The sequence below is a fragment of the Labrys wisconsinensis genome (genome assembly GCF_030814995.1).
GTDB classification, from domain to species: domain Bacteria; phylum Pseudomonadota; class Alphaproteobacteria; order Rhizobiales; family Labraceae; genus Labrys; species Labrys wisconsinensis.
Genome location: NZ_JAUSVX010000001.1, coordinates 1358607 through 1385332, shown reverse-complemented (window position 1 = coordinate 1385332; position 26726 = coordinate 1358607). Strand labels below are relative to the sequence as shown.

28 protein-coding genes are annotated in these 26726 nt (G+C 69.3%); 9 read left to right on the top strand and 19 right to left on the bottom strand.

The window, feature by feature from the left end; genetic code table 11:
- Window positions 1–142: 142 nt before the first annotated feature.
- On the bottom strand, window positions 143–1414 hold the full coding sequence (gene ispG / locus QO011_RS06380) for a flavodoxin-dependent (E)-4-hydroxy-3-methylbut-2-enyl-diphosphate synthase (RefSeq protein WP_307269158.1): 1272 nt from the start codon (window positions 1412–1414) through the stop codon (window positions 143–145).
- Window positions 1415–1576: 162 nt separating this feature from the next.
- Entirely contained in the window at window positions 1577–1966 is a 390-nt protein-coding gene (locus tag QO011_RS06375) for a hypothetical protein (protein WP_307269156.1), read from the bottom strand.
- Between the two features lie 238 nt (window positions 1967–2204).
- Here QO011_RS06375 and QO011_RS06370 point away from each other — a divergent pair, with 238 nt between their 5' ends.
- Window positions 2205–3755 carry a trimethylamine methyltransferase family protein gene (locus QO011_RS06370; protein ID WP_307269153.1) on the top strand — a complete coding sequence of 517 codons (1551 nt, stop codon included), beginning with the start codon at window positions 2205–2207 and terminating at the stop codon, window positions 3753–3755.
- Between the two features lie 125 nt (window positions 3756–3880).
- Window positions 3881–4282 (top strand): hypothetical protein, encoded by a 402-nt coding sequence (locus tag QO011_RS06365; protein ID WP_307269151.1) that lies wholly within the window; start codon window positions 3881–3883, stop codon window positions 4280–4282.
- A 13-nt stretch (window positions 4283–4295) separates the two neighbouring features.
- Here the strand turns inward: QO011_RS06365 and QO011_RS06360 are convergent, their stop codons facing one another.
- The 8 genes from QO011_RS06360 to mtgA form a co-directional block, all read right to left on the bottom strand.
- Window positions 4296–4700 carry a F0F1 ATP synthase subunit epsilon gene (locus QO011_RS06360; protein ID WP_307269148.1) on the bottom strand — a complete coding sequence of 135 codons (405 nt, stop codon included), beginning with the start codon at window positions 4698–4700 and terminating at the stop codon, window positions 4296–4298.
- A gap of 77 nt (window positions 4701–4777) precedes the next feature.
- Window positions 4778–6211: a F0F1 ATP synthase subunit beta gene (atpD, locus tag QO011_RS06355; protein ID WP_307269146.1), complete on the bottom strand. Its 1434-nt coding sequence runs from the start codon at window positions 6209–6211 to the stop codon at window positions 4778–4780.
- 27 nt (window positions 6212–6238) lie between these two features.
- Window positions 6239–6643 (bottom strand): organic hydroperoxide resistance protein, encoded by a 405-nt coding sequence (locus tag QO011_RS06350; RefSeq protein WP_307269143.1) that lies wholly within the window; start codon window positions 6641–6643, stop codon window positions 6239–6241.
- Between the two features lie 140 nt (window positions 6644–6783).
- Window positions 6784–7659, bottom strand: coding sequence for a F0F1 ATP synthase subunit gamma (locus QO011_RS06345; protein WP_307269140.1), 876 nt, complete (start codon window positions 7657–7659; stop codon window positions 6784–6786).
- Between the two features lie 31 nt (window positions 7660–7690).
- Window positions 7691–9217 (bottom strand): F0F1 ATP synthase subunit alpha, encoded by a 1527-nt coding sequence (gene atpA, locus QO011_RS06340; RefSeq protein WP_307269138.1) that lies wholly within the window; start codon window positions 9215–9217, stop codon window positions 7691–7693.
- Entirely contained in the window at window positions 9217–9777 is a 561-nt protein-coding gene (locus QO011_RS06335; RefSeq protein ID WP_307269135.1) for a F0F1 ATP synthase subunit delta, read from the bottom strand. Before QO011_RS06335 ends, atpA begins: the two co-directional genes overlap by 1 nt.
- Before the next feature lie 280 nt (window positions 9778–10057).
- Window positions 10058–10243, bottom strand: coding sequence for a 50S ribosomal protein L32 (gene rpmF / locus QO011_RS06330; protein WP_307269133.1), 186 nt, complete (start codon window positions 10241–10243; stop codon window positions 10058–10060).
- A gap of 139 nt (window positions 10244–10382) precedes the next feature.
- Window positions 10383–11072, bottom strand: a complete 690-nt coding sequence (gene mtgA / locus QO011_RS06325) for a monofunctional biosynthetic peptidoglycan transglycosylase (RefSeq protein WP_307269132.1) — start codon at window positions 11070–11072, stop codon at window positions 10383–10385.
- A 253-nt stretch (window positions 11073–11325) separates the two neighbouring features.
- On the opposite strand from mtgA, the gene QO011_RS06320 reads away from it, so the two are divergent.
- Window positions 11326–11781 carry a GNAT family N-acetyltransferase gene (locus QO011_RS06320; protein ID WP_307269130.1) on the top strand — a complete coding sequence of 152 codons (456 nt, stop codon included), beginning with the start codon at window positions 11326–11328 and terminating at the stop codon, window positions 11779–11781.
- 37 nt (window positions 11782–11818) lie between these two features.
- Here the strand turns inward: QO011_RS06320 and QO011_RS06315 are convergent, their stop codons facing one another.
- The 9 genes from QO011_RS06315 to QO011_RS06275 all read right to left on the bottom strand — a co-directional run bounded on the left by QO011_RS06315 (window position 11819) and on the right by QO011_RS06275 (window position 18296).
- Entirely contained in the window at window positions 11819–12316 is a 498-nt protein-coding gene (locus QO011_RS06315; RefSeq protein ID WP_307269127.1) for an RNA pyrophosphohydrolase, read from the bottom strand.
- Window positions 12313–12810, bottom strand: a complete 498-nt coding sequence (locus QO011_RS06310) for an RNA pyrophosphohydrolase (protein WP_307269125.1) — start codon at window positions 12808–12810, stop codon at window positions 12313–12315. Before QO011_RS06310 ends, QO011_RS06315 begins: the two co-directional genes overlap by 4 nt.
- The gene (locus tag QO011_RS06305; RefSeq protein ID WP_307269122.1) at window positions 12807–13991 is read right to left on the bottom strand and encodes a divergent polysaccharide deacetylase family protein; all 1185 of its coding nucleotides are present in this window, start codon (window positions 13989–13991) and stop codon (window positions 12807–12809) included. The genes QO011_RS06310 and QO011_RS06305 overlap by 4 nt, the downstream gene beginning before the upstream one ends.
- A gap of 92 nt (window positions 13992–14083) precedes the next feature.
- Window positions 14084–14677 carry a DsbE family thiol:disulfide interchange protein gene (locus tag QO011_RS06300; protein WP_307269119.1) on the bottom strand — a complete coding sequence of 198 codons (594 nt, stop codon included), beginning with the start codon at window positions 14675–14677 and terminating at the stop codon, window positions 14084–14086.
- Window positions 14674–14865 carry a heme exporter protein CcmD gene (ccmD, locus tag QO011_RS06295; RefSeq protein WP_307269117.1) on the bottom strand — a complete coding sequence of 64 codons (192 nt, stop codon included), beginning with the start codon at window positions 14863–14865 and terminating at the stop codon, window positions 14674–14676. Before ccmD ends, QO011_RS06300 begins: the two co-directional genes overlap by 4 nt.
- Window position 14866: 1 nt before the next feature.
- Window positions 14867–15616 (bottom strand): heme ABC transporter permease, encoded by a 750-nt coding sequence (locus tag QO011_RS06290; protein ID WP_307269114.1) that lies wholly within the window; start codon window positions 15614–15616, stop codon window positions 14867–14869.
- Between the two features lie 78 nt (window positions 15617–15694).
- Entirely contained in the window at window positions 15695–16363 is a 669-nt protein-coding gene (gene ccmB / locus QO011_RS06285; protein WP_307269110.1) for a heme exporter protein CcmB, read from the bottom strand.
- Between the two features lie 343 nt (window positions 16364–16706).
- The gene (gene ccmA, locus QO011_RS06280; protein ID WP_307269108.1) at window positions 16707–17303 is read right to left on the bottom strand and encodes a heme ABC exporter ATP-binding protein CcmA; all 597 of its coding nucleotides are present in this window, start codon (window positions 17301–17303) and stop codon (window positions 16707–16709) included.
- A 9-nt stretch (window positions 17304–17312) separates the two neighbouring features.
- The gene (locus QO011_RS06275) at window positions 17313–18296 is read right to left on the bottom strand and encodes a KpsF/GutQ family sugar-phosphate isomerase (RefSeq protein ID WP_307269105.1); all 984 of its coding nucleotides are present in this window, start codon (window positions 18294–18296) and stop codon (window positions 17313–17315) included.
- Between the two features lie 132 nt (window positions 18297–18428).
- Between QO011_RS06275 and QO011_RS06270 the strand changes: the two genes are divergently transcribed.
- The 6 genes from QO011_RS06270 to QO011_RS06245 all read left to right on the top strand — a co-directional run bounded on the left by QO011_RS06270 (window position 18429) and on the right by QO011_RS06245 (window position 26564).
- A complete protein-coding gene (locus QO011_RS06270) occupies window positions 18429–19670 on the top strand; it encodes a lytic murein transglycosylase (RefSeq protein ID WP_307269103.1) in 1242 nt (413 codons plus the stop codon).
- A 77-nt stretch (window positions 19671–19747) separates the two neighbouring features.
- Window positions 19748–21022 (top strand): SGNH/GDSL hydrolase family protein, encoded by a 1275-nt coding sequence (locus QO011_RS06265; RefSeq protein ID WP_307269100.1) that lies wholly within the window; start codon window positions 19748–19750, stop codon window positions 21020–21022.
- Between the two features lie 404 nt (window positions 21023–21426).
- A complete protein-coding gene (locus tag QO011_RS06260; RefSeq protein WP_307269098.1) occupies window positions 21427–24618 on the top strand; it encodes a restriction endonuclease fold toxin in 3192 nt (1063 codons plus the stop codon).
- A gap of 79 nt (window positions 24619–24697) precedes the next feature.
- Entirely contained in the window at window positions 24698–25156 is a 459-nt protein-coding gene (locus QO011_RS06255) for a hypothetical protein (protein ID WP_307269095.1), read from the top strand.
- A gap of 386 nt (window positions 25157–25542) precedes the next feature.
- On the top strand, window positions 25543–25917 hold the full coding sequence (locus QO011_RS06250; RefSeq protein ID WP_307269092.1) for a DUF6572 domain-containing protein: 375 nt from the start codon (window positions 25543–25545) through the stop codon (window positions 25915–25917).
- 311 nt (window positions 25918–26228) lie between these two features.
- Window positions 26229–26564 carry a YrhB domain-containing protein gene (locus tag QO011_RS06245; RefSeq protein ID WP_307269089.1) on the top strand — a complete coding sequence of 112 codons (336 nt, stop codon included), beginning with the start codon at window positions 26229–26231 and terminating at the stop codon, window positions 26562–26564.
- Window positions 26565–26726 lie beyond the last annotated feature (162 nt).

Sequence of the window (26726 nt, the reverse complement as noted above, 5' to 3'; positions counted from 1 at the left end):
GCAAATATCCATCGCCCATCTCTCGCGAATCAATCGTGCGAGAGAGAATCACCTTAGGTAGGCCTCGAATACCTAAATGTGTGAACACAACAGCCACGCAGCGGGGAAGGCATTGCGCGCTTTATTCTGCTTCGGCCGGATCCTACTCTGCCGCGGTCTTGGCGCCGATGCCGAAACGGTTGTCGATATAGTCGATCACCATGCGCTTGAAGTCGGTCGTCAGGCCCGCGCCGCGCAGGGTCGCCACCTTCTGGCCGTCGACGAAGACCGGCGCCGTCGGCGTCTCGCCGGTGCCGGGCAGGGAGATGCCGATATCGGCGTGCTTGGACTCGCCCGGGCCGTTGACGATGCAGCCCATCACCGCGACCTTCAGCGTCTCGACGCCGGGATAGCGGGTCTTCCATTCCGGCATGCTGTCGACGATGAAGCCCTGGATGTCCTGGGCCAGCTCCTGGAACACGGTGGAGGTCGTGCGCCCGCAGCCGGGGCAGGCCGCGACCAGCGGCACGAAGGTGCGGATGCCCATCACCTGCAGGATCTCCTGCGCCACCTTCACTTCCGTGCTGCGGTCGCCGTTCGGCTCGGGCGTCAGCGAGACGCGGATGGTGTCGCCGATGCCGGCCTGCAGCAGCGGCGCCAAGGCAGCGGCGGAGGCGACGATGCCCTTGGAGCCCATGCCGGCCTCGGTCAGGCCGAGATGCAGGGCATAGTCGGAGCGGGCGGCGAGCTCGCCATAGACCGCCAGCAGGTCCTGCACCGCCGAGACCTTGGTGGAGAGGATGATGCGCGACTTCGGCATGCCCATCTCGACCGCGCGGTCGGCCGAGAGCAGCGCCGACTGCACCAGCGCCTCCCAGGTCACCGCGCGCGCGTCGACCGGCGTGTCGCTGCGGGCGTTCTCGTCCATGAGATGGGTGAGCAGCTCCTGGTCGAGCGAGCCCCAGTTGGCGCCGATGCGCACCGGCTTGCCCCAGCGCATCGCCGTCTCGATGATGGCGCCGAACTGGCGGTCGCGCTTCTCGCGGAAGCCGACATTGCCGGGATTGATGCGGTACTTGTCCAGCGCCTCGGCGCAGGCGGGATGATCGGCCAGGAGCTTGTGGCCGATATAGTGGAAGTCGCCGACGATCGGCACGGTGACGCCGATGCGCAGGAGCCGCTCCTTGATGCGCGGCACGGCGGCGGCGGCCTCGTCGCGGTCGACGGTGATGCGCACCAGCTCCGAGCCGGCGCGGGCGAGGGCGGCGACCTGCTTCACCGTGGCGTCGGCGTCGGCCGTGTCGGTGTTGGTCATCGACTGCACGACGATCGGCTGCCCGCCGCCGACCACGACGCTGCCGGGGCCTTCGCCCACCTGCACCGGCACGGTGGCGTGACGGGGAGAAATGCCGAAGCGGGAATAGGACGGGATCATCGGGGGCGCCCAGGACAGTCAGCTGCCCATCAGATGGACGCAAGCAGCGGGGCCGTCAATGGGGCAAGACCGCGCTGCGCGCTACGGGGGGCAAGACCGCGCTGCCTCCCAATGGGCAGGAACACGGCGGGGCGGCCAAGGCCGCCCCGCCGTGGACCGGGATCAATAGCGCTCCCAGGTGAAGAAGTCGGGATGCAGCCGGCGCCATTCCGCCATCTTCTCCCGGTGCTCGCCGATGATGACGCCGAAATGCACGCAGGCCGAGCGGTTGCCGGCATCGCATGCCATGTGCAGGCGGGTCATCTGGTCGAAATAGGGATCGTAGGCGACGGGGGTCGGCGGCGGCGCCGCATAGACGGGAGCCGGCGCGGCATAGACCGGCTGCGGCGCGAGGGCCTGGCCGAGCAGGACGCCGCCGACGGCGCCGGCGGCCAGGCCGCCGACGAATGCCGCGTTGCGTCCGTCGGCCGCCGCGGCCGGAGCCGCAGCGAGCAGCGGCGCGCCGGCGACGGCCAGGGCGAGAGCGGCTGCAAGGGTGATGGTTCTGGACACGGGAACTCTCCAAATCGGCAAATTCAGCACCCCCCTGCCGCTAGAATTGCGCGAACGGTGTGAACCTGCCGTTAACGACGCGTGCAGGCGCCGTACAGGCCTCGGCTTGCTGTCCTCCGCACGCCGCTTCTGTCGCGACGAGGCAAAACGGCGGCGGGCCTGGGCCGTGGCCGGGCGGCCGCCTCGCCTATGTCTTTTTGAGATAGGCTCATGTCGGAAAAGCCCTGGGAGAACGGCGATGGCGGAGGCAGCGGAAGCCCACGAAGGTCACGCGGCACGGCGCGGGCGCGATGCCCGGCGGGCGGCGCGGGCCCAGCGCTCCGGCGTCGCGGTGCCGTTCATCACCCGCAACCTGCCGCTGACCGAGGTGCTCTCGGAAGAGGCGATGCAGATCATCGAGCACAATGCCGAGACGCTGCTCGAGGAGATCGGCATCGAGTTCCGCGACTATCCCCGGGCCCTGGAACTGCTCAGGGGCGCCGGCGCCGACGTCAGGGGCGAGCGGGTGCGCTTCCCCCGCGGCCTCGCCCGCCGGCTGATCTCGACCGTGCCGTCCCAGTACACCCAGGTCGCCCGCAACCCCGAGCGCAGCGTCCAGATCGGCGGCAAGGCCACGGTGTTCGCGCCGAACTACGGCTCGCCCTTCGTCCACGACCTCGACAAGGGCCGGCGCTACGGCACGATCGAGGATTTCCGCAATTTCGTGAAGCTCGCCTACATGACGCCCTATGTGCACCATTCCGGCGGCACGGTGTGCGAGCCCGTCGACCTGCCGGTGAACAAACGGCATCTGGAGATGGTCTATGCGCATATGCGGCTGTCGGACAAGCCGTTCATGGGCTCGGTGACCCATCCCGACCGGGCGCTCGACACCGTCAAGATGGCGGAGATCCTGTTCGGCACCGACTTCATTCAGCAGAACACCGTCTGCACCAGCCTGATCAACGCCAATTCGCCGATGGTGTGGGACAACACCATGCTCGGCGCGGCCGACGTCTACGCCCAGAACAACCAGGCCTGCATCATCACCCCGTTCATCCTCTCCGGCGCGATGAGCCCGGTGACGGTGGCGGGCACGCTGACGCAGGTCCTGGCCGAGGTGCTGGCGGGCGTCTCCTTCCTGCAATTGGTGCGTCCCGGCGCGCCGGCGATCTTCGGCACCTTCGTCTCGACCCTGTCGATGCAGTCGGGCGCGCCGACCTTCGGCACGCCGGAGGCGGCGCTGTGCATCTACGGCGCGGCGCAGCTCGCCCGGCGGATGAAGATGCCGTTCCGCACCGGCGGCTCGCTCTGCGCCTCCAAGATCCCCGATGCGCAGGCGGCCTATGAGAGCGCGCACACGCTCCTGCCGACCATCCATGCCGGCGCCAATTTCGTGCTGCACGCCGCCGGCTGGATGGAGGGCGGCCTCTCCGCCTCCTACGAGAAGTTCATCATGGATTTCGACCAGCTCGGCGCCATGCACGTGCTGGCCAAGGGCGTCGACATGTCCGAGAACGGCCAGGCGATGGAGGCCTTCCATCAGGTCGAGCCCGGCGGCCATTTCCTCGGCTGCGCCCATACCCAGGCGAATTTCGAGACGGCGTTCTACCGCTCCAGCGTCGCCGACAACAATTCGGTCGAGCAATGGGAGGCGGAGGGCAAGCAGGACGCGCCGCAGCGGGCCAACCGCATCTGGAAGAAGATGCTGGCGGAGTACGAGGCGCCGGCGATCGACCCGGGCGTCGACGAGGCGCTGCGCGACTTCATCGAGCGCAAGAAGGCCTCGATGCCCGACGCCATGTACTGAACCGGCCCAACGAGACGCGCTCCGCCGCCCTGTGCCAAGGCGCACGGCGGGGCGGCGGGCGCTGAGTAGAGTCGTCCCATCGATCGAGCGCAGCCGCGCCGGGATCAGACCAGAGGACGACCACCATGTTCAGGAAGCTCATCTCCGCCAGCCTCGTCGCAGCGACGCTCGCCGGCGCCACCCTCGCCACCACCGGCACGGCCGAAGCGGGCTGGGGCCGGGGCGGTGCCTTCGCCGCCGGCGCCATCGGCGGCCTGCTGCTCGGCGGCATCGCCGCCAACTCCTACTACAACAGCTACCGTCCGGCCTACTACTACGCGCCGGCCTGCTTCTGGCGCAGCCAGCGCGTCTATGACGCTACTACGGCTACCATTGGGTTCGCGTGCGCATCTGCCGCTGAGCCCTCACCGGACGAGCCTCGGGACCCGTCGCGCCCGGACAAAGGTCCCGATGCCCGAGGAAGCCCCGCCCCCACGGCGGGGCTTCTGCACGTGAAAAAGCCGCCCGGAGGCGGCTTTGGAGCGTGATGGCGCGTGGGGATCAGTGAGCGATGGCCCGCTGCAGCTCGCGCAGCTGGCCGAGCTTCAGCGCCGCCTTGGCCCGCGCGACGTCGGAGGTCGCGTCCGCCACGTCCTCCTCCATCATGGTGATCTCGCGGGCGAGCCTCTCGGGCGAGAGCTCCTCGACGGGAATGGCCTGCTCGGCCAGGATGGTCAGGCCGTCCGGATTGACCTCGGCGAAGCCGCCGCGCACGAACAGGCGGCGCGGCGCGCCCGAGGCGGTCTCGCGCACCGCGATCAGGCCCGGCCGGATGGTCGACATGACCGGCGCGTGCTGCGCCAGCACTTCGAAATCGCCCTCCGTGCCGGGGATGACGACCCCCTCGACCGGCCCGGAGAACAGGAGCTTCTCCGGCGTGACGAGCTCGAACTGAAAAGTGGCCATCGGCGAAATCCTGCTGTCTCAGAGTCTCGGCGGGTCCGCGCGGCGCCCGGCCCCGCGGTCCCGTCCGGGCGGGCGGCTCACGCCGCCTCGGCGGCGAGGCGCTTGCCCTTCTCGACGGCGTCCTCGATGGTGCCGACCATGTAGAAGGCCGCCTCCGGCAGGTAGTCGTACTTGCCCTCGACGATGCCCTTGAAGCCCTTGACCGTGTCCTCGATCTTCACCTGCACGCCCGGCGCGCCGGTGAAGGTCTGCGCCACCTCGAAGGGCTGCGACAGGAAGCGCTCGATCTTGCGGGCGCGGGCGACGGTGAGCTTGTCCTCTTCGGAAAGCTCGTCCATGCCGAGAATGGCGATGATGTCCTGCAGCGCCTTGTAGCGCTGCAGGATCTGCTGCACGGCGCGGGCGGTGTTGTAGTGCTCCTCGCCGACGACCGCGGCGGTCAGCATGCGCGAGGTGGAGTCGAGCGGGTCGACCGCCGGGTAGATGCCCTTCTCGGCGATGGAGCGCGACAGCACCGTGGTGGCGTCGAGATGGGCGAAGGAGGTCGCCGGCGCCGGGTCGGTCAGGTCGTCGGCCGGCACGTAGATCGCCTGCACCGAGGTGATCGAGCCCTTGGTGGTGGTGGTGATGCGCTCCTGCAGCGCGCCCATGTCGGTGGCGAGCGTCGGCTGATAGCCCACGGCCGAGGGGATGCGCCCGAGCAGGGCCGACACTTCCGAGCCGGCCTGGGTGAAGCGGAAGATGTTGTCGACGAAGAACAGCACGTCCTGGCCCTGGTCGCGGAAGTTCTCGGCGACGGTGAGGCCGCTGAGCGCGACGCGGGCGCGGGCGCCCGGCGGCTCGTTCATCTGGCCGAACACCATGGCGCACTTCGACTGGACCTTGGAGTCCGGGTTGTGCGGGTCGGCGTTGACGCCCGCTTCGATGAACTCGTGATAGAGGTCGTTGCCCTCGCGGGTGCGCTCGCCGACGCCGGCGAACACGGAGAAGCCGCCATGGGTCTTGGCGACGTTGTTGATCAGCTCCTGGATCAGCACGGTCTTGCCGACGCCGGCGCCGCCGAACAGGCCGACCTTGCCGCCCCTGGCGTAGGGCGCCAAGAGGTCGACGACCTTGATGCCGGTGATCAGGATCTGCGCTTCCGTCGACTGCTCGGCATAGCTCGGCGCCGGCGCGTGGATCGGACGCAGGGCCTCGCCGTGGACCGGGCCGGCCTCGTCGATCGGCTCACCGATGACGTTCATGATGCGGCCGAGCGTGGCGTTGCCGACGGGCACCTGGATCGGACCGCCGGTGTCGCTGACGCTCTGGCCGCGCACCAGCCCTTCGGTCGTATCCATGGCGATGCAGCGAACGGTCGACTCGCCCAGGTGCTGCGCCACCTCGAGCACGAGGCGCTGCCCGTTGTTGCTGGTCTCCAGCGCATTGAGAATTTCGGGCAGATGCTCCTCGAACTGCACGTCGACGACGGCGCCGATGACCTGCGCAACGCGTCCGGTCGGGTTGGCCATAGATGTCTCCTTCAGGAACGGGTCGGGTCAGACGGCGGCGATCGTGACGGGCACGTTGCCGCGGGTCGCCCGCGAATAGGGGCAGATCGTGTGGGCTTCGTCGGCCAGGGCCTGGACCTTGTCCTTGTCGGCGCCGGGGATCGAAACCTTGATGTCGACGGAAAGCGCGAAGCTGACATCGTCCTTGTCGAGGGTCACCGCCACGGTCACCTTGGCGGCGGAACCATCGAGCCCATGCTTCTTGCCGAGCGCCAGGATGGCCTGGCCGTAGCAGGCGGAATAGCCGAGCGCGAAGAGCTGCTCGGGATTGTGGCCTTCGCCCGAGCCGCCGAGCTCCTTGGGGAAGGCCATGGCGAGGGCCAGGCCGCCGTTCTCGAGGACGGCGCGGCCTTCCCGGCCGCCCTTGGTCGTCGCGCTGGTACTGTAGGCCATGGCGGGTCTCCCTGGGCTGGAAGCATCAAAATTTCCGAACTCCGCTCAGAGGGCGAGCTCGGAAATTTCACGGTCTCAAGGTCTTGGCCGGGCTGCTTGGACCGGAGCCGCGGCTCCGGTCCAAGCAGCCCGGCCGGGGGTCAGAGCGCTTCCGCGCCCGAGATGATCTCGATCAGCTCCTTCGTGATCATCGCCTGGCGGGTGCGGTTGTAGGTGATGGTCTGCTTCTTGATCATCTCGCCGGCATTGCGCGTGGCATTGTCCATGGCGGACATGCGCGCGCCCTGCTCGGAGGCGCCGTTCTCCAGAAGCGCGCGCAGGATCTGCACCGAGACGTTGCGCGGCAGGAGGTCGGCGAGGATGGCGCCTTCATCCGGCTCGTAATCGTAGGAGATCCGGATCTCGCCGGGCTTGGCCACCGGGACCTCGGCCGGGATGATCTGCTGGGCCGTCGGGATCTGGGCGATCACCGACCGGAACTTCGAGTAGAACAGGGTGGCGACGTCGAAGCCGCCCTGCTCGTAGAGCTCCAGCACCTTCTCGCCGACCTGCTCGGCCTGCTCGAAGCCGATCTGGCGCACCGAGCGGAACTCGATCACCTCGATGATCAGCCTCTCGAACTGGCGCTTGAGGACGTCCGCACCCTTCTTGCCGACGCAGAGGATCTTGACGGTCTTGCCCTGCGCCAGCAGGGAATTGGCCTTGTCCCGCGCCAGGCGGGCGATGGAGGAGTTGAAGGCGCCGCACAGGCCCCGCTCCGCGGTGCACACGACCAGGAGATGGACCTGGTCGCTGCCCGTGCCGGCCAGCAGCCTCGGCGCCTGGCGGATGTCCGAGACGCCCCCGGCGAGGTTGGCGAGCACGGCGTCCATGCGCTCGGCATAGGGGCGCGCGGCCTCGGCCGCCATCTGGGCGCGGCGGAGCTTGGCCGCCGCGACCATCTGCATGGCCTTGGTGATCTTCTGCGTCGCCTTCACGGAGGCGATGCGGTTGCGTAGGTCTTTCAGCGACGGCATCGTCCCCGCCTCTCCGGTCTAGACGCGGGGTTCAGGCGAAGGTCTTGGCGAAGGATTCGACCTGCGCCTTGAGCTTGGCCGCGACGTCGTCGGAGAGATCCTTCGAAGTCCGGATCGCCTCGAGGATCGAGCCCTCGGCGCGCAGCTTGGCGAGCAGGCCGGCCTCGAACGGCTTCACCTTGGCGACCGGCAGCTTATCGAGATAGCCGTTGACGCCGGCATAGATCACCACGACCTGCTCTTCCATCTTCAGCGGCGAGAACTGCGCCTGCTTGAGGAGCTCGGTCAGGCGGGCGCCGCGGTTGAGCAGGCGCTGCGTGGTGGCGTCGAGGTCGGAGCCGAACTGGGCGAAGGCCGCCATCTCGCGATACTGCGCCAGCTCGCCCTTGATCTTGCCGGCGACCTTCTTCATCGCCTTGGTCTGGGCCGAGGAGCCGACGCGCGACACGGAGAGGCCGACGTTCACCGCCGGGCGGATGCCCTGGTAGAACAGGTCGGTCTCCAGGAAGATCTGGCCGTCGGTGATCGAGATGACGTTGGTCGGGATGTAGGCCGACACGTCGTTGGCCTGGGTCTCGATGACCGGCAGGGCGGTGAGCGAGCCGAGGCCGGCCTCCTTGCCCATCTTGGCGGCGCGCTCGAGCAGGCGCGAATGCAGGTAGAACACGTCGCCCGGATAGGCTTCGCGGCCCGGCGGGCGGCGCAGCAGCAGCGACATCTGGCGATAGGCGACGGCCTGCTTGGAGAGGTCGTCGTAGATGATCACGGCGTGCATGCCGTTGTCGCGGAAATACTCGCCCATGGTGCAGCCGGCGAAGGGCGCCAGGAACTGCATCGGCGCCGGGTCGGAGGCGGTGGCGGCGACGATGATGGAATAGTCGAGCGCGCCGTTCTCCTCCAGCACCTTGACGAACTGGGCGACGGTGGAGCGCTTCTGGCCGACGGCGACATAGACGCAGTAGAGCTTCTGGCTCTCGTCGTCGCCCTGGTTGAGCGGCTTCTGGTTGAGGATGGTGTCGAGCGCCACCGCGGTCTTGCCGGTCTGGCGGTCGCCGATGATCAGCTCGCGCTGGCCGCGGCCGATCGGGATCAGGGCGTCGATGGCCTTGAGGCCGGTGGCCATCGGCTCGTGCACCGACTTGCGCGGAATGATGCCGGGCGCCTTGACGTCGACGCGCGAGCGCTTGTCGAACTGGATCGGGCCCTTGCCGTCGATCGGGTTGCCGAGGGCGTCGACGACGCGGCCGAGCAGGCCCTTGCCGACCGGCACGTCGACGATGGCGCCGGTGCGCTTGACCGTGTCGCCCTCGCCGATCTCGCGGTCGGAGCCGAAGATCACGACGCCGACATTATCGCTCTCCAGGTTCAGCGCCATGCCGCGCGTGCCGCCCGGGAACTCGACCATCTCGCCCATCTGGACGTTGTCGAGGCCGTAGACGCGCGCGATGCCGTCGCCGACGGAGAGGACCTGACCGACCTCGGAAACCTCGGCTTCCTGCCCGAAGTTCTTGATCTGCTCCTTCAGGATGGCGGTAATTTCAGCGGCGCGGATGTCCATCAGCCGACCTCTTTCATGGCAATCTTGATCGATTGGAGTTTGGTCTTCAGCGAGGCGTCGATCATGCGGCTGCCGATCTTCACGGTCAGCCCGCCGATCAGGCCCGGATCGACCTTGACGTCGAGAGCGACATCCTTGCCGGTCGCGCTGCGCAGCGCGTCCTTGAGGGTCGCCAGGTGCGAATCGGAGAGAGGCTGCGCCACCACGACCTCGGCGCTGGTCTCGCCGCGCGCGCGGGCGACGAGCCCCTTGTAGGCCCGGATCATGTCGTGCACCGCGAACAGGCGGCGGTTCTGGGCGGCGAGCTTGAGGAAGTTGGCGGCGAGGCCGCCGATGCCGGCGCGCTCCAGCACGGCGATGATCGCCTTGGTCTGCTCCTCGGAGGAGAAGACCGGGCTGCGCACCAGACGGGCGAGGTCGGCGCTCTCGGCGACGAGAGCCTCGAAACGGGCGAGATCGGCGCCGACCGCATCGACGGCGCCGCTGCTCTGGGCGAGATCGAAAAGCGCCGACGCATAGCGCCCGGCCATGCCCGAGATGATGGGTTCTTCGCCTGCCACGGGGCGTCTTCCTGCTGGACCCGCCCCAAGACCCCGAACCCGCGTGGGTTCAGCGCCTAAGTGCTTGACGGGTAAGTTGAATTCTCAGCGGATTCGAGGCCGGAGCAAGCCCCCCTCCGCCACCTTGCGGGCTCACCTAACACACGGGCTTCACCGACGCAACACGGCGCGGCGATGTTGCGGCCCCCCAGAGATGGGCGACATTATGGCGCGGGGCGGGCCGTCGACACACAAAAAAGGCCGGCGCGGAGCCGGCCTCCCGACCGAGGGTGCCCGGAACTCAGGCCTCGGTCTTCTGCACCAGGATCTGGCGGCCGCGATACATGCCGCTCTTCAGGTCGATATGGTGCGGCCGGCGCAGCTCGCCCGAGTCCTTGTCCTCGACATAGGTGGGGGCCTTGAGCGCATCGGCGGAGCGGCGGAAGCCGCGCTTCATGCGGGAAGTCTTTCGCTTCGGAACTGCCATGACGTCATCTTCTCGGGCTCGCGGGCCGTGCGACGGACGGCAAACCGCTCAGGTCATTCGAATAAGGCGGCAGCCTATACAGGAAGAGCGCGGCGGAAGGAAGAGGCGCCAAACCGTTTCTTGAACCGGGTCTGCGGCCTCATTTGACGCAGGCGAGGATGGCGCCCGAGGCCTGGGCGCGGCTCCTGATCAGGTTGGCGAGGCTGCGCAGCCGCCGGCTGGGATCGCCGGCGTCGCGCTTGATCGGGTTGGGCAGCGCCACCGCCAGGAGCGAGGCCTCGCGCGTGGTCAGCGCCGCGGCCGGCTTGTCGAAATAGTATTGCGCCGCCGCCTCGGCGCCGTAGATGCCCTCGCCCCATTCGGCGATGTTGAGATAGACCTCGATGACGCGCTGCTTGGACCAGATGAGGTCGATCCACAGCGCCAGCGGGATCTCGGCCACCTTGCGCACCATCGTCGGCAGGTACCAGAGATAGAGGTTCTTGGCCACCTGCATGGCGATGGTCGAGGCCCCGCGCGAGGGCCCCTTGTCGCCGCCCTGGTTGAGCACCAGCTCGATCGCGTCGAAATCGACGCCGTTGTGCAGGCAGAACCGCGCGTCCTCGGAGGAGAGCACGGCCATCGGCAGGGCCGGCGCGATCTTGTCGAGCGGTGTCCAGCGCCGGTCGACGTCGCGCAGGGTCACCGCCCGCCCGATCATCGGCAGCGAGATCGGCGGCACCACCGCATAGACCAGGGTCAGCGCGAAGGGCGTCAGGCCGAGCAGCACCAGCGCCAGGACGAGCTTGCGCCAAAGGCCGCGGCGGCGGCGATCCGGTCGAATGGCCATGTCATCGGGCGTCAGGCTGGCTTCGGCCATGGTAAAGAAGATGGTTCTCCCGCGCGCGGTCGCCCGCGCGTTCTTAAGGAATAGCCGATCTTGTGGTCAAAGGCATCCCGCCGGCGCGGATAGCTCGGCGACAGCCGGCGATTCGGCTATGATGCGGCATGTCTGGTGAGGCGGTGCCGGCGTGGCCGGCCCTCGATGCGCGGCCGCTCGCGAGTCCGCCGGTCCCGCTGCGGGCGACGGCTGGAGGCTCGCCGTGACGATCAGCGACCTGCGCCGGCGGCCGGACTTCCTCGGCACGGTGGCCGACCGCATCTGGCGCGGCTTCTGGAGCGAGCACGGACATCCCCTGGAGCAGATCGCGGTCCTGACGCGCCACAGCCTCGGCCGCGATCCGCTGCCTTTCTGCCTGGTGGCGCACGAGGACGGCCAGTTCCTCGGCACGGTGTCGGTCGTCCTGTCGGAGGAGGCGGCGCGGCCGGACTATTCGCCCTGGGTCGCGGCGCTCTGGGTCGACCCGGCGGCCCGGTGCCGCGGCATTGGCGGCGCCCTGGTGGCCGAGGCGGTGCTGCGCACCGCCGCGCTCGGCATCCCGCGCCTCTACCTCGCCTGCCGGCCGGACCTGCGCGCCTTCTACGAGCAGCGCGGCTGGACAGTGTGGGAAGCGGAGATCGACACCGAAGGCCCGGCGATCCTGATCCGGGAGGCATGAGATCCCTCGCCGGCAGGGGCACCGGCGCGGACCCACGCTATGGCGCTGCAAAGGGAGCGAAGGCGGCGGCCATCTTCTCGTAGACGGCGCGCTTGTGCGGCGTGACCAGGCCGGGCAGGCGCTCCAGGCGCTCCCAGCGCCACTCGACCATCTCCTGCGGCTCGCCGGTCGGCAGGTCGGCGACGTCGATCTCGCTCTCGCTGCCTTCGAAGCGCAACGCCGCCCAGCGCTGCTTCTGGCCGCGGAAGGGGGAGAGCTTGTGCGGCGGCCCGTCATAGGGCGGGAAGTCGTAGGCCCACCAGTCCGGCGTCACCGCCAGCACGGCGACGCTGCGCACATTGGTCTCCTCCCAGAGCTCGCGCCGGGCGGCGGCGAGGATGTCCTCGCCCTCGTCGATGCCGCCCTGCGGGCATTGCCATTCGAAGCCCGGCACCACCAGCTCCGGCCCCGAGGTCAGCGCCCGGCCGACGAAGACCAGCCCGGCCGGATTGAACAGGGCGATGCCGACATTCGGGCGGTAGGGGCGCTCCGTCACGGCGCGAGATGCCGGAAGGCGGCGACGACCTTCTCGTAGACCGGCCGCTTGAACGGCACGACCAGGCCGGGGAGCCGGTCCATCGCCTCCCAGCGCCAGGCGTCGAATTCCGGCCGGACGGTGCCGCCGGCCGGGCTGGCGATGTCGATCTCGGCCCCGGTGCCCTCGAAACGGAAGGCGAACCATTTCTGGGTCTGGCCGCGATATCTGAGGGTCCAGCCGCGGCCGACCGCCTCCGGCGGCAGGTCGTAGCTGTACCAGTCCGGCGCCTCGGCGAGCGGGGAGACGCTGCGCACGCTGGTCTCCTCCCAAAGCTCGCGCAGCGCCGCCGCGCGCGGCTCCTCGCCCTCGTCGATGCCGCCCTGCGGCATCTGCCATTCGAAGGCCGGCTCGGCGCCACCGCCGCCGCGGCGGCCGATGAAGACGCGGCCGTCGCGGTCCAGCAGCATGATGCCGACGCAGGGGCGGTAAGGCAGGGCGCTGCGGTCGGTCACGGCTGCTTCCTCGCGAGTTCGCTGACGGGCACCAGCTGCACGCCGCGCTTCTCCAGGGTACGCGCCCAGTCCGACAGCTTGGCGACGGTCAGCGGCAGGCCGGTGGCGACGCCGAAGGCGGTTCCCTTGTCGCGGGCGAGCTGCTCGAGCTTGGCGAGAGCGGCATCGACCGCCTGCGGCGTCGGCACCACGTCGATGACCATGTCGGCCTTGGGCACGGCGAGGCCGAGGGAGGCGCCGACCTGGTCGGCGATGCTGCGCGGCGAGGAGCCGTCGTCGGCATAGATCAGACCGCGGCCGGCGACGTCCTTGAGGATCGGCCCCAGCGCCTCGGCGGAGGCGGTGAACTTGCCGCCCATGTAGTTGGTGATGCCGACATAGCCGCCGAAGCGGCTCATCTGCCAGTGCAGGCGCTCGAGATTCTGGTCGGCGGGCGCCGCGGCCAGCAGCGTCTGCGGGCCGGGATCGTTGTCGGGATAGTCGAAGGGCTCCATCGGCGCCTGCAGCATCACCTCGTGGCCGGCGCCGCGGGCCTGCTGCACCAGGCGGTCGAGGTCGCTGCCATAGGGGGCGAAGGCGAAGCTGACGCCGCCGGGCAGCTTGGCGATCGCCTCGGCGGTGCCGTTCTGGCTGATGCCCATGCCGCCGACCAGCACGGCGAGGCGGGGCAGCGCGATCTTGGCGCCGGACGCCGCCGCCGGCCGGGCATAGACGTCGGCCGGCCGGCGGCCGTCGGCGCCGATCTTCGGCAGCGGGCCGGCCTTGCCGCGCTCGGTCAGGGCCGGATCGGGCGGGGCGAGCTTCACCGCCGCCGCCGGGTCCGGCGCCCGCACGATCACCGAGGGCGGCGCCGCGGCGCCGCCGCCGCGCACCACGACCACGCCGGACTGCTGCTCCAGGTCGGCTGCGGTCGCCGTGCGCGCGTTCGTCTCGGCCGGCGGCGCGGCGCCGGGCGCCTCCGCCGGCTTGGGCGCAGCGGCCGGCGGCGTCATGTCGATCGCCACCGTCACCCGCGGCTCGCCGCCGAGGGGGTCGTCGACCAGCGCGACCCAGCCGGCGAACAGCGCCATCACGGCCAGCACGGCGCCGCCGAGGATGGCCCGCACGGGCAGGCGCAGGCGCCGGCGGGAGGGCTTGTCCTCCGCGACGCCCAGGGGAGTTGTCAGGTCGTTGACGGCCATGGCCATCGGTCCGGCGAATCACTTGCGTGAATCTAGAGCATTTTGGCCGGCAATTTGCGCGTGCAACCGCGATCCTGTGCCGGACTGCCGCTCTATTGCACAGCGGCCTTCTCGACCTCGGGCTTCAGCACCGTCTCGAGGGCCTCCTGGCTGAGGGGACCGACGATCTTGTAGCGGATGGTGCCGTCGCCGCCGACCACGAAGGTCTCGGGCACGCCGTAGACGCCCCAGTCGATGGCGGCGCGGCCCTTGGCGTCGACGCCGACGGCCGCGTAGGGGTTGCCGAGCCGCCCGAGGAAGCGACGGGCGTTCTCCGGATCGTCCTTGTAGTTGATGCCGACCAGCCGGGCCTTGCCGCCGGCGGCGAAGGCCTCCAGCACCGGGTGCTCCTCGCGGCAGGGCGCGCACCAGGAGGCGAAGACGTTGACCACCGTGACCTTGCCGCTCCGGAGCTCCCCGGCGGGCAGGCCCGGGACCGGCTTGCCGTCCGGCCCGACGAGGCCCTCCAGCGCCGGCAGCGGCGCATTGGGCGCCGGCCGGCCGATCAGGGCGGAGGGGATGGCGGAGGGGTCGCCGCCCAGCCAGAAGACATAGGCGAACACCGCGGCCAGCAGGCCGAAGGCGGCCAGCGGCACGAACAGGAGCGCGCGCCGCGGCCGGGCGGCCGGCTCGACGCCGGCGCTCATGCGCCCTCGCGCCGGCGGCCGGAACGGCGGGTGAGGCCGCGCTCCTCCAGGTCCGCCAGCGTCCTCGCCTGGATGCGATGGTCGACCAGCACCCAGGCGATCAGGGCGGCGACGACCAGGATCATCACGGCATAGGCGGCGACGATGAAGGCCCAGTGCGGCCCGAGGTCCATGCCGAACAGCACCATCTCAGGCCTCCAGGGGCTGGGCGAGGACCGGCGCGCCGGTCGTCGCCGCCATCAGGCGCATGGTGCGGATGCGCCGGCGCAGGATCTCGTTGCGCATGGCGAGCAGGTGCAGCACCGCGAACAGCATCGTGAAGGCCAGCGCCATCACCAGGAGCGGCCAGAGCATGGAGCCGTCGATGGTCGAGCCGTCCAGGCGCAGCACCGAAGCGCCCTGGTGCAGGGTGTTCCACCACTCCACCGAGAACTTGATGATCGGGATGTTGATCGCCCCGACCAGGACGAGCACGGCGCAAGCCTTGGCCGCCCGGCTCGGATCCTCCACCGCCCGCCAGAGGGCGATGACGCCGAGATACATGATGAACAGGATCAGCACCGAGGTCATCCGCGCGTCCCATTGCCACCAGGTGCCCCAGGTCGGCTTGCCCCAGAGCGAACCGGTGACGAGGCAGGCGAAGGTGAAGCCGGCGCCGATCGGCGCGGCCGCCTTCATCGCCACCTCCGCCAGCGGGTGGCGCCAGACCAGGGCGCCGATGGCCGAGACCGACATCACCGTCCAGCCGGCCATGGCCAGCCAGGCGGAGGGCACGTGGATATACATGATCTTGACGGTGGCCCCCTGCTGGTAGTCGTCGGGCGAGAGCACCGTGCCGGCGATCCCGGCGGCGAACAGGAGCAGCGTCACGCCGATCAGCCAGGGCATGGCCCGCGAGACGGCGGCGAGGAAGACGGTGGGGTTGGCGAGCTTCCACATGGGATGGTTCTAATCTCCGCAACGCGCCGAAACAATGTCGCGGCAGGCGGGTGCGGCAATGTGCGGGATGGCACACGCCTATTCCAAGGCGAAGCGCAGCGCCCAGGCCGAGGCCACCGCCCCGACCACCACCGCGAACAGGGTGAGCGCCGCCAGGATCAGGAACGGTGGCAGGAAGGGTCCGGCGCCGAGGATCGCGGCGTTGGCGGCGGCGACGCCGAACACCAGCACGGGGATGGTCAGCGGCAGGATCAGGATCGACAGGAGCAGGCCGCCGCGCCGGAGCGCCACGGTGAGCGCCGCGCCGATGGCGCCGAGGAAGGTGAGAGCCGGCGTGCCGACCAGCAGCGTCAGCGTCACCGCGCCGACGCCGGCGAAGGGCAGGTTGACGAAGATGCCGAGGACCGGGGCCGCCACCACCAGCGGCAGGCCGGTCGCCACCCAGTGCGCCGCCACCTTCACCGCCACGACGAGCTCGAGCGGCGGGCCGGCAAGGTGGATCAGGTCGAGCGAGCCGTCCTCCTGGTCGGCCTGGAACAGGCGGTCGAGGCCGAGCAGGGTGGCGAGCAGCGCCCCGAGCCACAGCACCGCCGGGCCGATGCGGCCGAGCAGCGCCATGTCCGGGCCGACGCCGAAGGGGATGACCGTGACCACCGCGAGGAAGAACACGACCCCCATCATCGCCCCGCCGCCGACGCGCACGGCGAGGCGTATTTCGCGCAGAAAGAGGGCGCCGAGGGCAGTCATGGCGCGGGGGGCGGAGAGGACGCTCCGCTCAGCAAGGATACATTGTCTGGCGGAGTGCGGCGGTGGAGCAAGACGCTCCGGCCGTCGATGGAAGCGCGACGCCTCGGCCTCCCCTCCCCCTTACGGGGAGGGGTGAGGGGTGGGGGTCCACCAGGAAATGCCGCAGCGCGTTGCCCAGGGCGCCCTCTGCGAGCCGGCCCGGCTGTTCTGCACCACCCCCACCCCTTACCCCTCCCCGCAAGGGGGAGGGGATCGGCCGGCGTGGTGGGTGAAAGGCGCAGTGGCACACCGGCTAGAGCTCGGGCCTCTCTCGCGACAAAACTCCCCGCCGCCCCTCTCCCCCTCATCCCCCGATCTCCAGCCGCTGCGCCGGCAGGCCGAGATCGGCATGCGTCGCGGCGAGGATCAGGCCGCCGGCCGCGAGGTGCTCGCGCATATGGGCGGCGAGCAGGGCCTGCGTCGCCGTGTCGAGGGCCGAGGTCGGCTCGTCCAGCAGCCAGAGCGGGCGGCGCGAGACGAAGAGCCGGGCGAGGGTGAGGCGGCGCTTCTGGCCGGCGGAGAGATAGGCGGCCGGCAGGTCGGCGAGATGGGCGATGGCGAGGCGCTCCAGCGCCTCGTCCGGATCGAGCCAGGGGTCGCCGTAGAAGGCGGCCCAGAAGGCGAGGTTCTCGCCGGCGGTGAGCGAGGCCTTCAGGGCGTCGGCATGGCCGGCATAGTGGCAATGCTCGCCGAGGCCGCGCTCGGAATCCGCGCCTTCGAGGGCGAGGCTGCCGCCGGCCTTCGGCACCAGCCCGGCCACGACGCGCAGCAGGCTCGACTTGCCGGCGCCGTTGCGGCCGGTGACGGCGAGGAGGCGGCCGGCATCGAGCGTGAAGGACACGCCGGCGAACACGCCGCGGCCGCCGCGCTCGCAGACGAGGTTCTCGGCGAGGAGGCGCACGGCGTGCCGTCAGACCAGGCCGATGCGCAAGAGGTCGTGCAAATGGACCACGCCGAGGGGGGCGAGCCCGTCCACCACGAACAGCGCGGTGACCTTGCGCGCCTCCATCGTCTCGAGCGCCTCGCCGACCAGCACGTCGGGCCGGATGGTCAGGGGCCGGCGCGTCATCACCACGTCGACGCTGCGGGCCATCAGGTCGTTCGACATGTGGCGGCGCAGGTCGCCGTCGGTGACGATGCCCAGCAGCGCACCTTCGCCGTCGATCACGCCGACGCAGCCCAGGCCCTTGGACGACATCACCAGCATCGCCTCCGACATCAGGCTGCCGACCGGCACCACCGGCATGCCCTCGCCGGCATGCATGACGTCGCGCACGAATTTCAGCGCCGCGCCGAGCTTGCCGCCGGGGTGGTAGACCCGGAATTGCGAGGCGGTGAAGCCGTGCGCCTCCAGCAGCGCCACGGCAAGGGCGTCGCCGAGGGCGAGCTGCATCAGCGCCGAGGTGGTCGGCGCCAGGCCGTGCGGGCAGGCCTCTTCCGCCCTGGGCATGGCCAGGCAGATGTCGGCGGCGCGGCCGAGGGTCGAATCCGGCGAGCAGGTCACGGCGATCAGCGTCACGCCGAAGCGGCTGGCATAGTCGATGAGGTCGCCGAGCTCGCGCGTCTCGCCCGACCAGGACAGGGCCATCACCACGTCGTCCGGGGTGATCATGCCGAGATCGCCGTGGCTGGCCTCGCCGGGATGGACGAAGAAGGCCGGCGTGCCGGTCGAGGCCAGCGTCGCCGCGATCTTGCGGCCGACATGCCCGGACTTGCCCATGCCGGTGACGATGACGCGGCCCCTGGCCGCCTGGATGCGGGCGATGCAGGCAGCAAAAGCATCGCCCAGGCCGTTCGACAGGGCGGCGACCAGCACGTCCAGGCCGCGCCGCTCGGTCTCGATGCTGCGCAGGGCCGAAGCGACCGCGGGGTCCAGGGACTTCGTTCTGCGCATCGCCTGTCCTGCCTGCATGCCTTGTCCCTCGTTGTGCGAACACGCCTCTTAGCACAAACTCGGCCGAATCGAACTGCGGGGCCGCAATGCTGCACAGGCGGACGGCCCGCGCCAGGGGAGCGCCAGAGGCCGATGTCCAGCCGAGCCCGCACGATCGCACAGCGCACCGGCGCCGGGCTGGGACTCGCGGGGCGCGGCCTCCTCGTCGCCGCCGCCGTGCTGCTCCTCGCCGCCGCGCCGGCGCGGGCGGCGGATTTTGCCGCCTTCGTCGCCGGGTTGTGGCCGCAGGCCGAGAAGGCCGGCGTCAGCCGCGCCACCTTCGACGCGGCCTTCGCCGGGGTGACGCCGGACCCGAAGGTGATCAGCCTCGCCGGGGCGCAGCCGGAGTTCAGCCAGACCATCCGCAGCTATGTCCAGAGCCGCGTCACCGACGCCCGGGTGGCGCAGGGGCGCGACCTCGCCCGGCGCTGGAAGCCCTGGCTCGACCGGATCGAGCGGGAGACGGGCGTCGACCGGGCGGTGATCCTGGCGATCTGGGGGCTGGAGAGCAATTACGGCAGCGGCGCCGGCAATTCGGACACCATCCGCTCGCTCGCCACCCTCGCCTGCTGCACGACGCGGCGCCCGGACTATTTCCGCGGCGAGCTGATCGCGGCCCTGCAGATCCTCGAGGCGCACGACATCCCGCCGCGCGCCATGACCGGCTCCTGGGCCGGCGCGCTCGGCCAGACCCAGTTCATGCCGTCGAGCTTCCTCAAGCACGCCGTCGACATGGACGGCGACGGCCGGCGCGACATCTGGCGCAGCGTGCCCGACGTGCTCGGCTCGATCGCCACCTATCTCGACCACTACGACTGGAAGACGAAGCAGCGCTGGGGCTACGAGGTGCGGCTGCCGGCGGACTTCGACTTCACCGCGATCACGCCCCACGAGGGCCAGCCACCGGCGGCCTGGGCGAAGCTCGGCCTGACGCGGGCCGACGGCCAGGCGCTGCCGGCCGACGGCAAGGCCTGGCTGCTGCTGCCGGCCGGCGCCCGCGGCCCGGCCTTCCTGACCCTGGAGAACTACTGGGCGATCAAGAGCTACAACATCTCCGACAGCTACACCCTGTCGGTCGGACTGCTGGCCGACCGCATCCGCGGCGGCGGGCCGGTCGCCGGCACCTGGCCGGCGGACGACAAGGCGCTGACGCGCGTCCAGCTCGAGGCGATGCAGCGCCGGCTGGTGGCGCTCGGCTTTTCCGTCGACACCATCGACGGCAAGGTCGGGCCCGGGACGCGGGCGGCGGTGCGCGCCTGGCAGGCCTCGGTCGGCCTCACCGCCGACGGCTATGCCACATCGGCGCTGCTGCAGCGCATGGGCGCGGTGCCGTGAGGCGGCCCGGCCGCATGGCGGCGCACCGGGCGGCGCGCGCCATCGCCGCGCCGCGATCATCGTGATATTGGCGGGCCATGCGTCGGGTCTCCTTCCTCGTGCTGTGTCTCCTCGGGCTGGCGCTCTGCGGCGCGGCTCCGGCGCTGGCGCAGGGCGGCTTCACCGGCTTCCTGGAGCGGCTGTTCGGCGGAGAGCCCGAGCGCCCGCGCTACGAGCCGGACCGGCAGGCGCGCCCGCGCTTCGTGCCGGTCAAGCCGCGTCGCAAGCCACGCGCCTCGCCCTTCGCGACACCCGCGCCGCAGAAGGTGCAGGAGCAGCCCAAGGAGCCGGCGGTGGCGCCCTCGATCTTCGTCGACGTCATCGGCGATTCCCTGGCCGATCTCCTGGCCGGGGGCCTCTCGACCCAGTTCGCCGACCGGCCCGACATCGCCGTGGTATCGCGCACCAAGGCGTCCTCCGGCCTGGTGCGCGACGATTTCTACGACTGGGACAAGGAGCTCGCCAAGGTGCTGGCCTCGGGCGACACGATCGCCGCCGCGGTGATCCTGATCGGATCCAACGACCGGCAGCCCCTGCGCGACAACGGCACCACCTATGACCTGGACACCGACGCCTGGCGCGCCGCCTATGTCAAGCGGGTCGACGGCATGCTCGCCCAGCTGAAGGCCAAGGGCATCAAGACCGTCTGGGTCGGTTTGCCGCCGATGCGCAGCCCAAGCCTCAGCGCCGGCATGGTGTCGTTCAACGCGATCTATCGCGAGCGCTGCGAGGCGGCGGGCTGCACCTATGTCGACATCTGGGACAGCTTCGTCAACGACGACGGCGACTATGCCGTCTCGGGGCCGGACCTGAACGGCCAGATCACCAAGCTGCGCCTGGGCGACGGCGTGCATTTCTCCAAAGCCGGCGCGCAGGTCGCCGCCCATTACGTCGAGCGCGAGCTGCGCCGCGTGCTGAACGCGGCGCCGGCGGCGGCGGCCCCGCCGCCGACCGCCCTGCTCGCCCCCACCGACAAGGAGGCGCCGGCGGCAGCCGGGGCGCCCGCCCCCGGCGCCGCCCTGGAAGCGCCCGAGCCGGAGAAGCCGGAATTCGGCCCGGTGCAGCCGCTCGACCCGGTCGAGCCCACCGCCGGCGGCGGGCTGCTCGGCGGTGCGCCCGCCGGCCCGGCGCAGGTCGCCACCACGGCCCGCACCGCGCCCGCGCCCTTCCCGCCGAACGCCGACCCTTCCGCCGCCAGGGTGCTGCTGCGCGGCGAGGCGCTGGCGCCGAAGGAAGGCCGTGCCGACGATTTCCGCTGGCCGCGCCCGCCGCCGGACGCGGCCGCCGGTGGGGAAGCGCCCGCCGGGCCGTAGGAGGGGGCGGGGCGCCGGGGCAGCACGCGCGGGCGCGGGACTCAGCCCGGCGCGCTTCTAGCCCTATGTCGCAACCGATCGGGAGACGGCTCTTCGACCGCGCGTCGATACCGCGCAGAGCCCGACCGGCGCTTTTTCGAATTGCCACCCCTCCTTGATCTCCGGCGCGGCTATGGCAGAATCTGACGGTGCGGTGCGGTGCTGCGCCTGCAGCCCGCCTGATCCGCCCCGGAACGGCTTTCCGGCCCCTCGCCAACGCTGCCGACAACAGCCTGGGACATGCCGTCCCCGGGGCCGCTTTCGCATGTCCTGACGTCCGACGCCTCGCCGCTGCCCGCGGCGCGACGGCGGCGCTCGCGCATGCCCGCCTGCCAGCCGGAGCTCCCCTCCCATCGTGAGCCCTCATGCCCCGCATCCCCGACTTCTCGCCGGCGGAGCTGCAGACGCGTGCCCGCGCCGATCTCCAGCGCTTCGCCGTCACCCAGGCCGCCTATGCCCGCGCCACCCGGGACGCCATGCCGCCCGGCGGCGGCGACGCCACCAGCCGCTTCCGCTCCCAGTTCCGGGACGAGGCGCAAGCCATGGCCGCCCGCTGGTCGCCGGAGGTGCGCCAGCGCCTGGCCTGGCGAATCGACGAGCTCGGCAGCGAGCTCACCGGCCCGCTCGCCGAGGCCGAGGCGGGCGAGCGGCGGCGCTACCATGTCGAGCGCCAGGACGGGCTCGACGCCGAGCTCCTGCGCACCATCGCCGAGCATCCCGACGCAGCCATGCGCGATGCCGCCGAGCAGCAGCTCACCGGCACCGCCCGCAACCCCGACCTGCCGCAGGTGGCCTGGGACGCCCGCCTCAAAGGCCTGCCCGACAGGCTCGCGGCGGCCAAGGGCGCCGCCATCCTCGCCGACCCCGAGGCACGCCGGGCGATCTGGCAGCGCCCGCCGGCACCGGGCGAGGCCGGCCCGGGCGATGCGGGCAGCCCGGACGGCGCGGCCGATGCGGTGTCGGCATCCGTGCCGACGACCATCGATCCCGCCACCCTGGCCGATGGCGGGCACGGCCATGCCGGCGCCTGGTTCCGGACGCGACACCCCGACGCCTCCGACGCCGTGATGCGCAAGTTCGCCCGCAACGCGGTGCAGCGGCACGGCGAGGACCGCGACCGCGCCGCGGCCGAGCGCGACGCCGTCATGGGCCTCGTCGCCCCGGACTATCTCTCCATCCTCACCACCGGCCAGGGGCACCCAGACCTCACCCCCAACCGCATCCTCAAAAGCCTCGACCCCGGGCTGGCGAAGCTGGTCTTCGAGGGCCAGCGGACGGCCGGCGAGCGCTACGTCGCCAGCCTTCGGGCCGCGCCGGCCGGCGGGATGCCGCTCCGGATCCCGCTGGCGGATCGCCGGCCGGCGGACCCGGCGGCGGCCGGCCCATCCGGCGCGGCGGCGGGACCGCTCGCGTCGCCGCCGGCCGGAGCCGCCGCCCCGCCCGTTCGGGCGCAGGAGGGACCGGTCCCGGCGGGATCCTGGCAACCGACCGCGACCATGACGCTGCCGGGCATGCCGGCCGGCACATCCGCAACGGGCATGCCCGGACTTCCAGGCCTCGCGGGCAACGGCCCGCCCCAGGCGGCGCCGGGCGGTATGGACCCCCTCGGTCTCGCCCGCGGCGGGATGGCCGCATTGGCCGCCGGCGCCGATCCGGCCTCGCTCGATCGGGACGCCGTGCTGACGCCCGTCAGCTATCGGCAACCCGGCGAGACACCTCCGGCGCCCGTCGCACCGAAGGCCGACCCAAACAAGCCTGCCGGAATCGGCTTCCACGCGCCGGCCGGTCTCGATTTCCCCGCGCTCGTCGCCGAAGCGCGCGCCGCCCCGAAGCGGTTCAGGGCAAGGATTCTTGCCGTCATCGACCGAGCGCAGGCCGAGATCCGCTCCCTCTACGATCCGACCGCTGACCAGGGTGGCGCTTTTGCGCAAGGCCAGAGCGTCGGATTCCACCAGGCGGCTGCGACAGGCTACGCCGCCGCGCTCATCGGCAGCGCGCTGACCGGCACCACGGAGGCGCTCGACCGCTTCGAAGCCGGCCTCCCCGGCATGAGCGTGAACAACGGTCTCGCCGCCTATCGCGGCCTCGACGGTGAGCTCCGCCGACAGATCCAGGCCAATCCCGGCGCCTCGCTTTCCGAGGGCGAGCTCGCCGACCTGGTCGACCGGGGGCAGCGGTTTCAGGACAGCCTCGTCAGCCGCGCGCCCGTCGCACCCGCCGTCCCTCGGGGCGCGGCGCCGCACGCCCAGCCTCCGGCCAACGCCCAGGCGCCGGATGGAGATCCGCTGTCCGGGCCGATCCCCGAGCCGCTCGACCGAGGCTCTCCCTCCAACTTCGGCTTCGCCCGGCCCGGCGGGTTCGATCCATCCGCGTTCGCCGGCCAGCTGAAGGCCGCCCGCTGGAAGCTCTCGGGGGAGGTTTACTCCAAGATCGACCACTCCCTCGAAGACATGAGGGCCCATTACGAGCCCGCCTTCTGGCAGGGCGGAGGCCGGGCTCTCGGCCAGCCGCCCGAATTCCAGGAGAGCCTTGCGGACGCCTATGCCGCGGCCATCGCCTTCGCTGCCGTCACGGGCAGCTTGGACGCGGTCGACTATCTCCAGAACGAACTCAAGCGCATTCCGGTGCGGGGCAGCCTCGCGGCCTACAAGGCTCTCGCCGGCGATCTCGCGACCCGCCTGCAGGTCAACAAAGGCCAGCCCCTCTCCGGCGCCGACTTCATTCAGCTGATGGAGGACGGCAGGACCCTCCAGGACGACTTCATCAGCAAGGCCTATCGCTATCACTACGACCTCGTCGGCACGGTGCTCGGCGGCATCGTCCTCGAGGCTCCGGCGCTGCTTCGATCGGGTCGCAGTGCCGCGAAGGCGATGCAGTCCGTGCTGGAGCCGAATCCTAAAGCAATGGGGCACGGCAGCGCCAAAATTGAATCCGTCCCCCCGGAGCCGCCTCCCCGTCCCCCATCGAAAGACGACGTCGATGGTCCGATAACGTCCAAAATCTCTCCCATTCCGGATTTCGAAGATCCCGTCCGCTACCCGCAGTTCAAACGGGGAGCACCGTTACGTCCCAATGAAGAGGTAATACGAAAATTCGAGCAGGCCGGTCATTCGCGTCAGTCCGCTTTCAGCCTAGCAATTGACGAGGCGTTCAACAATCGTGTCCACAAATTTAAGTTCATCAGCCTGGATGAAGTCAGGAATCCCGGTCGTATTGTCCCGGTCAAATCGGGGAGCCCCAGTCCCAACGATATTTTGCTCGCAAAGCGAATCGGTGGTGTGCCAAACTCGGCTTTCGATAACATTCTTCTCAAGGGAGGCTCGCCGAGGGAACTTGACACCATCAGCGACATATATATCGCTCAAACTAAGCTCGCTTTCAAACTGAAGAAAGCTATGAGAAGGCAAGCGAGAACAACATTTGAGGTAGCTCTTGCGACAGGTAGAATACCTTATTTTCACAGCAATGATGGATTTTCCGATGAAACAATGAGGATTATTAGACAATATGAAAATGAATATGGAATCACTGCAAAGATAGATGATGTTCCATTTTGAAGTTTAATAGACCTATATAACATACATCGTTCTGATACACGTCATTACACCACACGGCCACAAATCAAGAGATGGAACCATGAGCGTCATCAATTTTTGGATCGTCGCCACCGTCGGAGATAAATTTGGACACGAGTATATGTCCGATGAAGAAGAATATCTCTATGACTCTAAGTATCCAATCTTTCACAACGGCGAGAGAATGGGAATTATCATGGAGAAAATAAGTAATTTCTGTGACAAGACGTGCGGATGGTCGGACAAATTGACGTTTCGTGAACTCGATGACGATGTCCTTTCGTTCGTCAATTGGATGCACCATAAGACGCCAGACAACATACTCGAAAAGATGCAAAATTTCTTCCGTCTCGTCGGCGAGGAATTTCCAGCCTCCTATGGGCTCTGCACCATGTTCGACGGCGAGGAGCCGAGCCCCATAGCCGAGGTGACGGTTCTCAAGTTGGTCGGCAAGACATTGCTGACGGAGAAAGATCCCTTCTTTGCGCGATACCTGCCCAAGTACGAAGAGGGCAAATAGGGAGTCCGGCCGGCCGGCGAGGAGATTTGCCTCTGCAGAAAGGGCGGTCGCCTGACAGCTCCGCGCCCCAATGGGTTCAGGCCCGAACGCATCGGCATGAAGGCGCCGCGCGCCTCCGGCCGATGTCGTGAAACACCCACCGGCGTCCTTCGGCGCAGGCCGTCGGGCCCCAGCACGCGGCGCGCCCATCCGGGCCGCCGGACCCGACTCGCCCTATGCCGGCAGTTTCGCGTCGTCGGCCTGGGCGGCTCCAGCGGATCGCCCAGACCGCCAGTCCCAGCTTGCGCCAATAAAATGCAGCATCACCGTAATTCCCGCTTGAGGAGATCGAGAAACGAATACAATCTGGACTGACAGGGCAGATGAGTTCATTGTAGGAGGTAACGATGAGCTTGTCCGATTTCACCTCTATCGACCTCATTACACGGTTGCCGGGCGTCTCGTCACGTGTCGGATTGGTGATTTACGACAATGGGGACATCGCCGATGATGCCGAGCGCGAGAGCGCGCTCCGGCGAAAGTTGTCCGCCTATCTTCTGTTCGTTGTCTCAGGTCAGTTTGCGAAAGCCTATCCGAGCGTGGCCGATTGCGAATTGTCGGCAGAAGTGGTGTGCGCAACCCCGCCGACAGAGGCCATGAAGCAGATGGAAGCGGTGCATGCCCCCGGAATTCCGGACTTCGTTCTGCCGGTCAATGTTACAGAAGACGCGGCATTCCGAGCCAGGTTCGGCCTCTCTGACAGGAGACCGTTGCCGCGATGAGCGCTTGTTGATCCCGCGAACTTGCTCGTGCGAGAGCCGATGGGGGAGCTCGGGATCCTCGAGTCGACCGCGATCGCGGCATTGGGCGATGCCTGGGGCGGGCGGTTCGCCAGTGGCTTTCCTTTGCGGCGAGCACCGTCGGCCTCCGGCGTGACGTGTCCATGTCCTTACAGATCGGACGAGCGAACGCGACTGATTCCCTCAGGGGCTTATGACCACGACATTCGATCGCCTATCCAGCAGGCTGCGGGTGGCGATCGGAGACAAAGGCTATGGCGGCGGCACTTCTGTAGTGGGGTCGGGAGCGATTGATGGTCAATAATTACTTAAGCTTGACAGAAGCTCTGGAAATGGCAAACGAGGTATTACAGAGACCACCACAAGATCCCGAGTTTAGCTACGTCATATTTGACGATGCAATCATCGAGAAGCCAACATGCTTCGTTTTCAACTACCAAAGCAGCAAGTACCTGCGCAGCGGCCGCTTCGAGGATCAACTGGTCGGCAATTCGCCGATCCTCGTGGACCGTCGCACCGGTGAGGTGCATTTTCTGGGCACGGCGCTGACAATCGAGCACTACATCCGGGATTTTGAAGCAGGCCGCTTGCCGAGCCAGGTGCATAAGAAGTCCGGTGACGGCACATAGGGGCAGATTGAGCATATGACGCCGCGATCTACGTCACGTCGTCGTCCTCCGGCCGCGACTTGCCGCATCGCAAGCTCCGGCCAGTGATCGGACCCACCTTGTCCTGGCACGCCTCGTTGCCGAGCGTGCGGCCGATGCTCTCGGCCGCACGCCGTCGCTCGA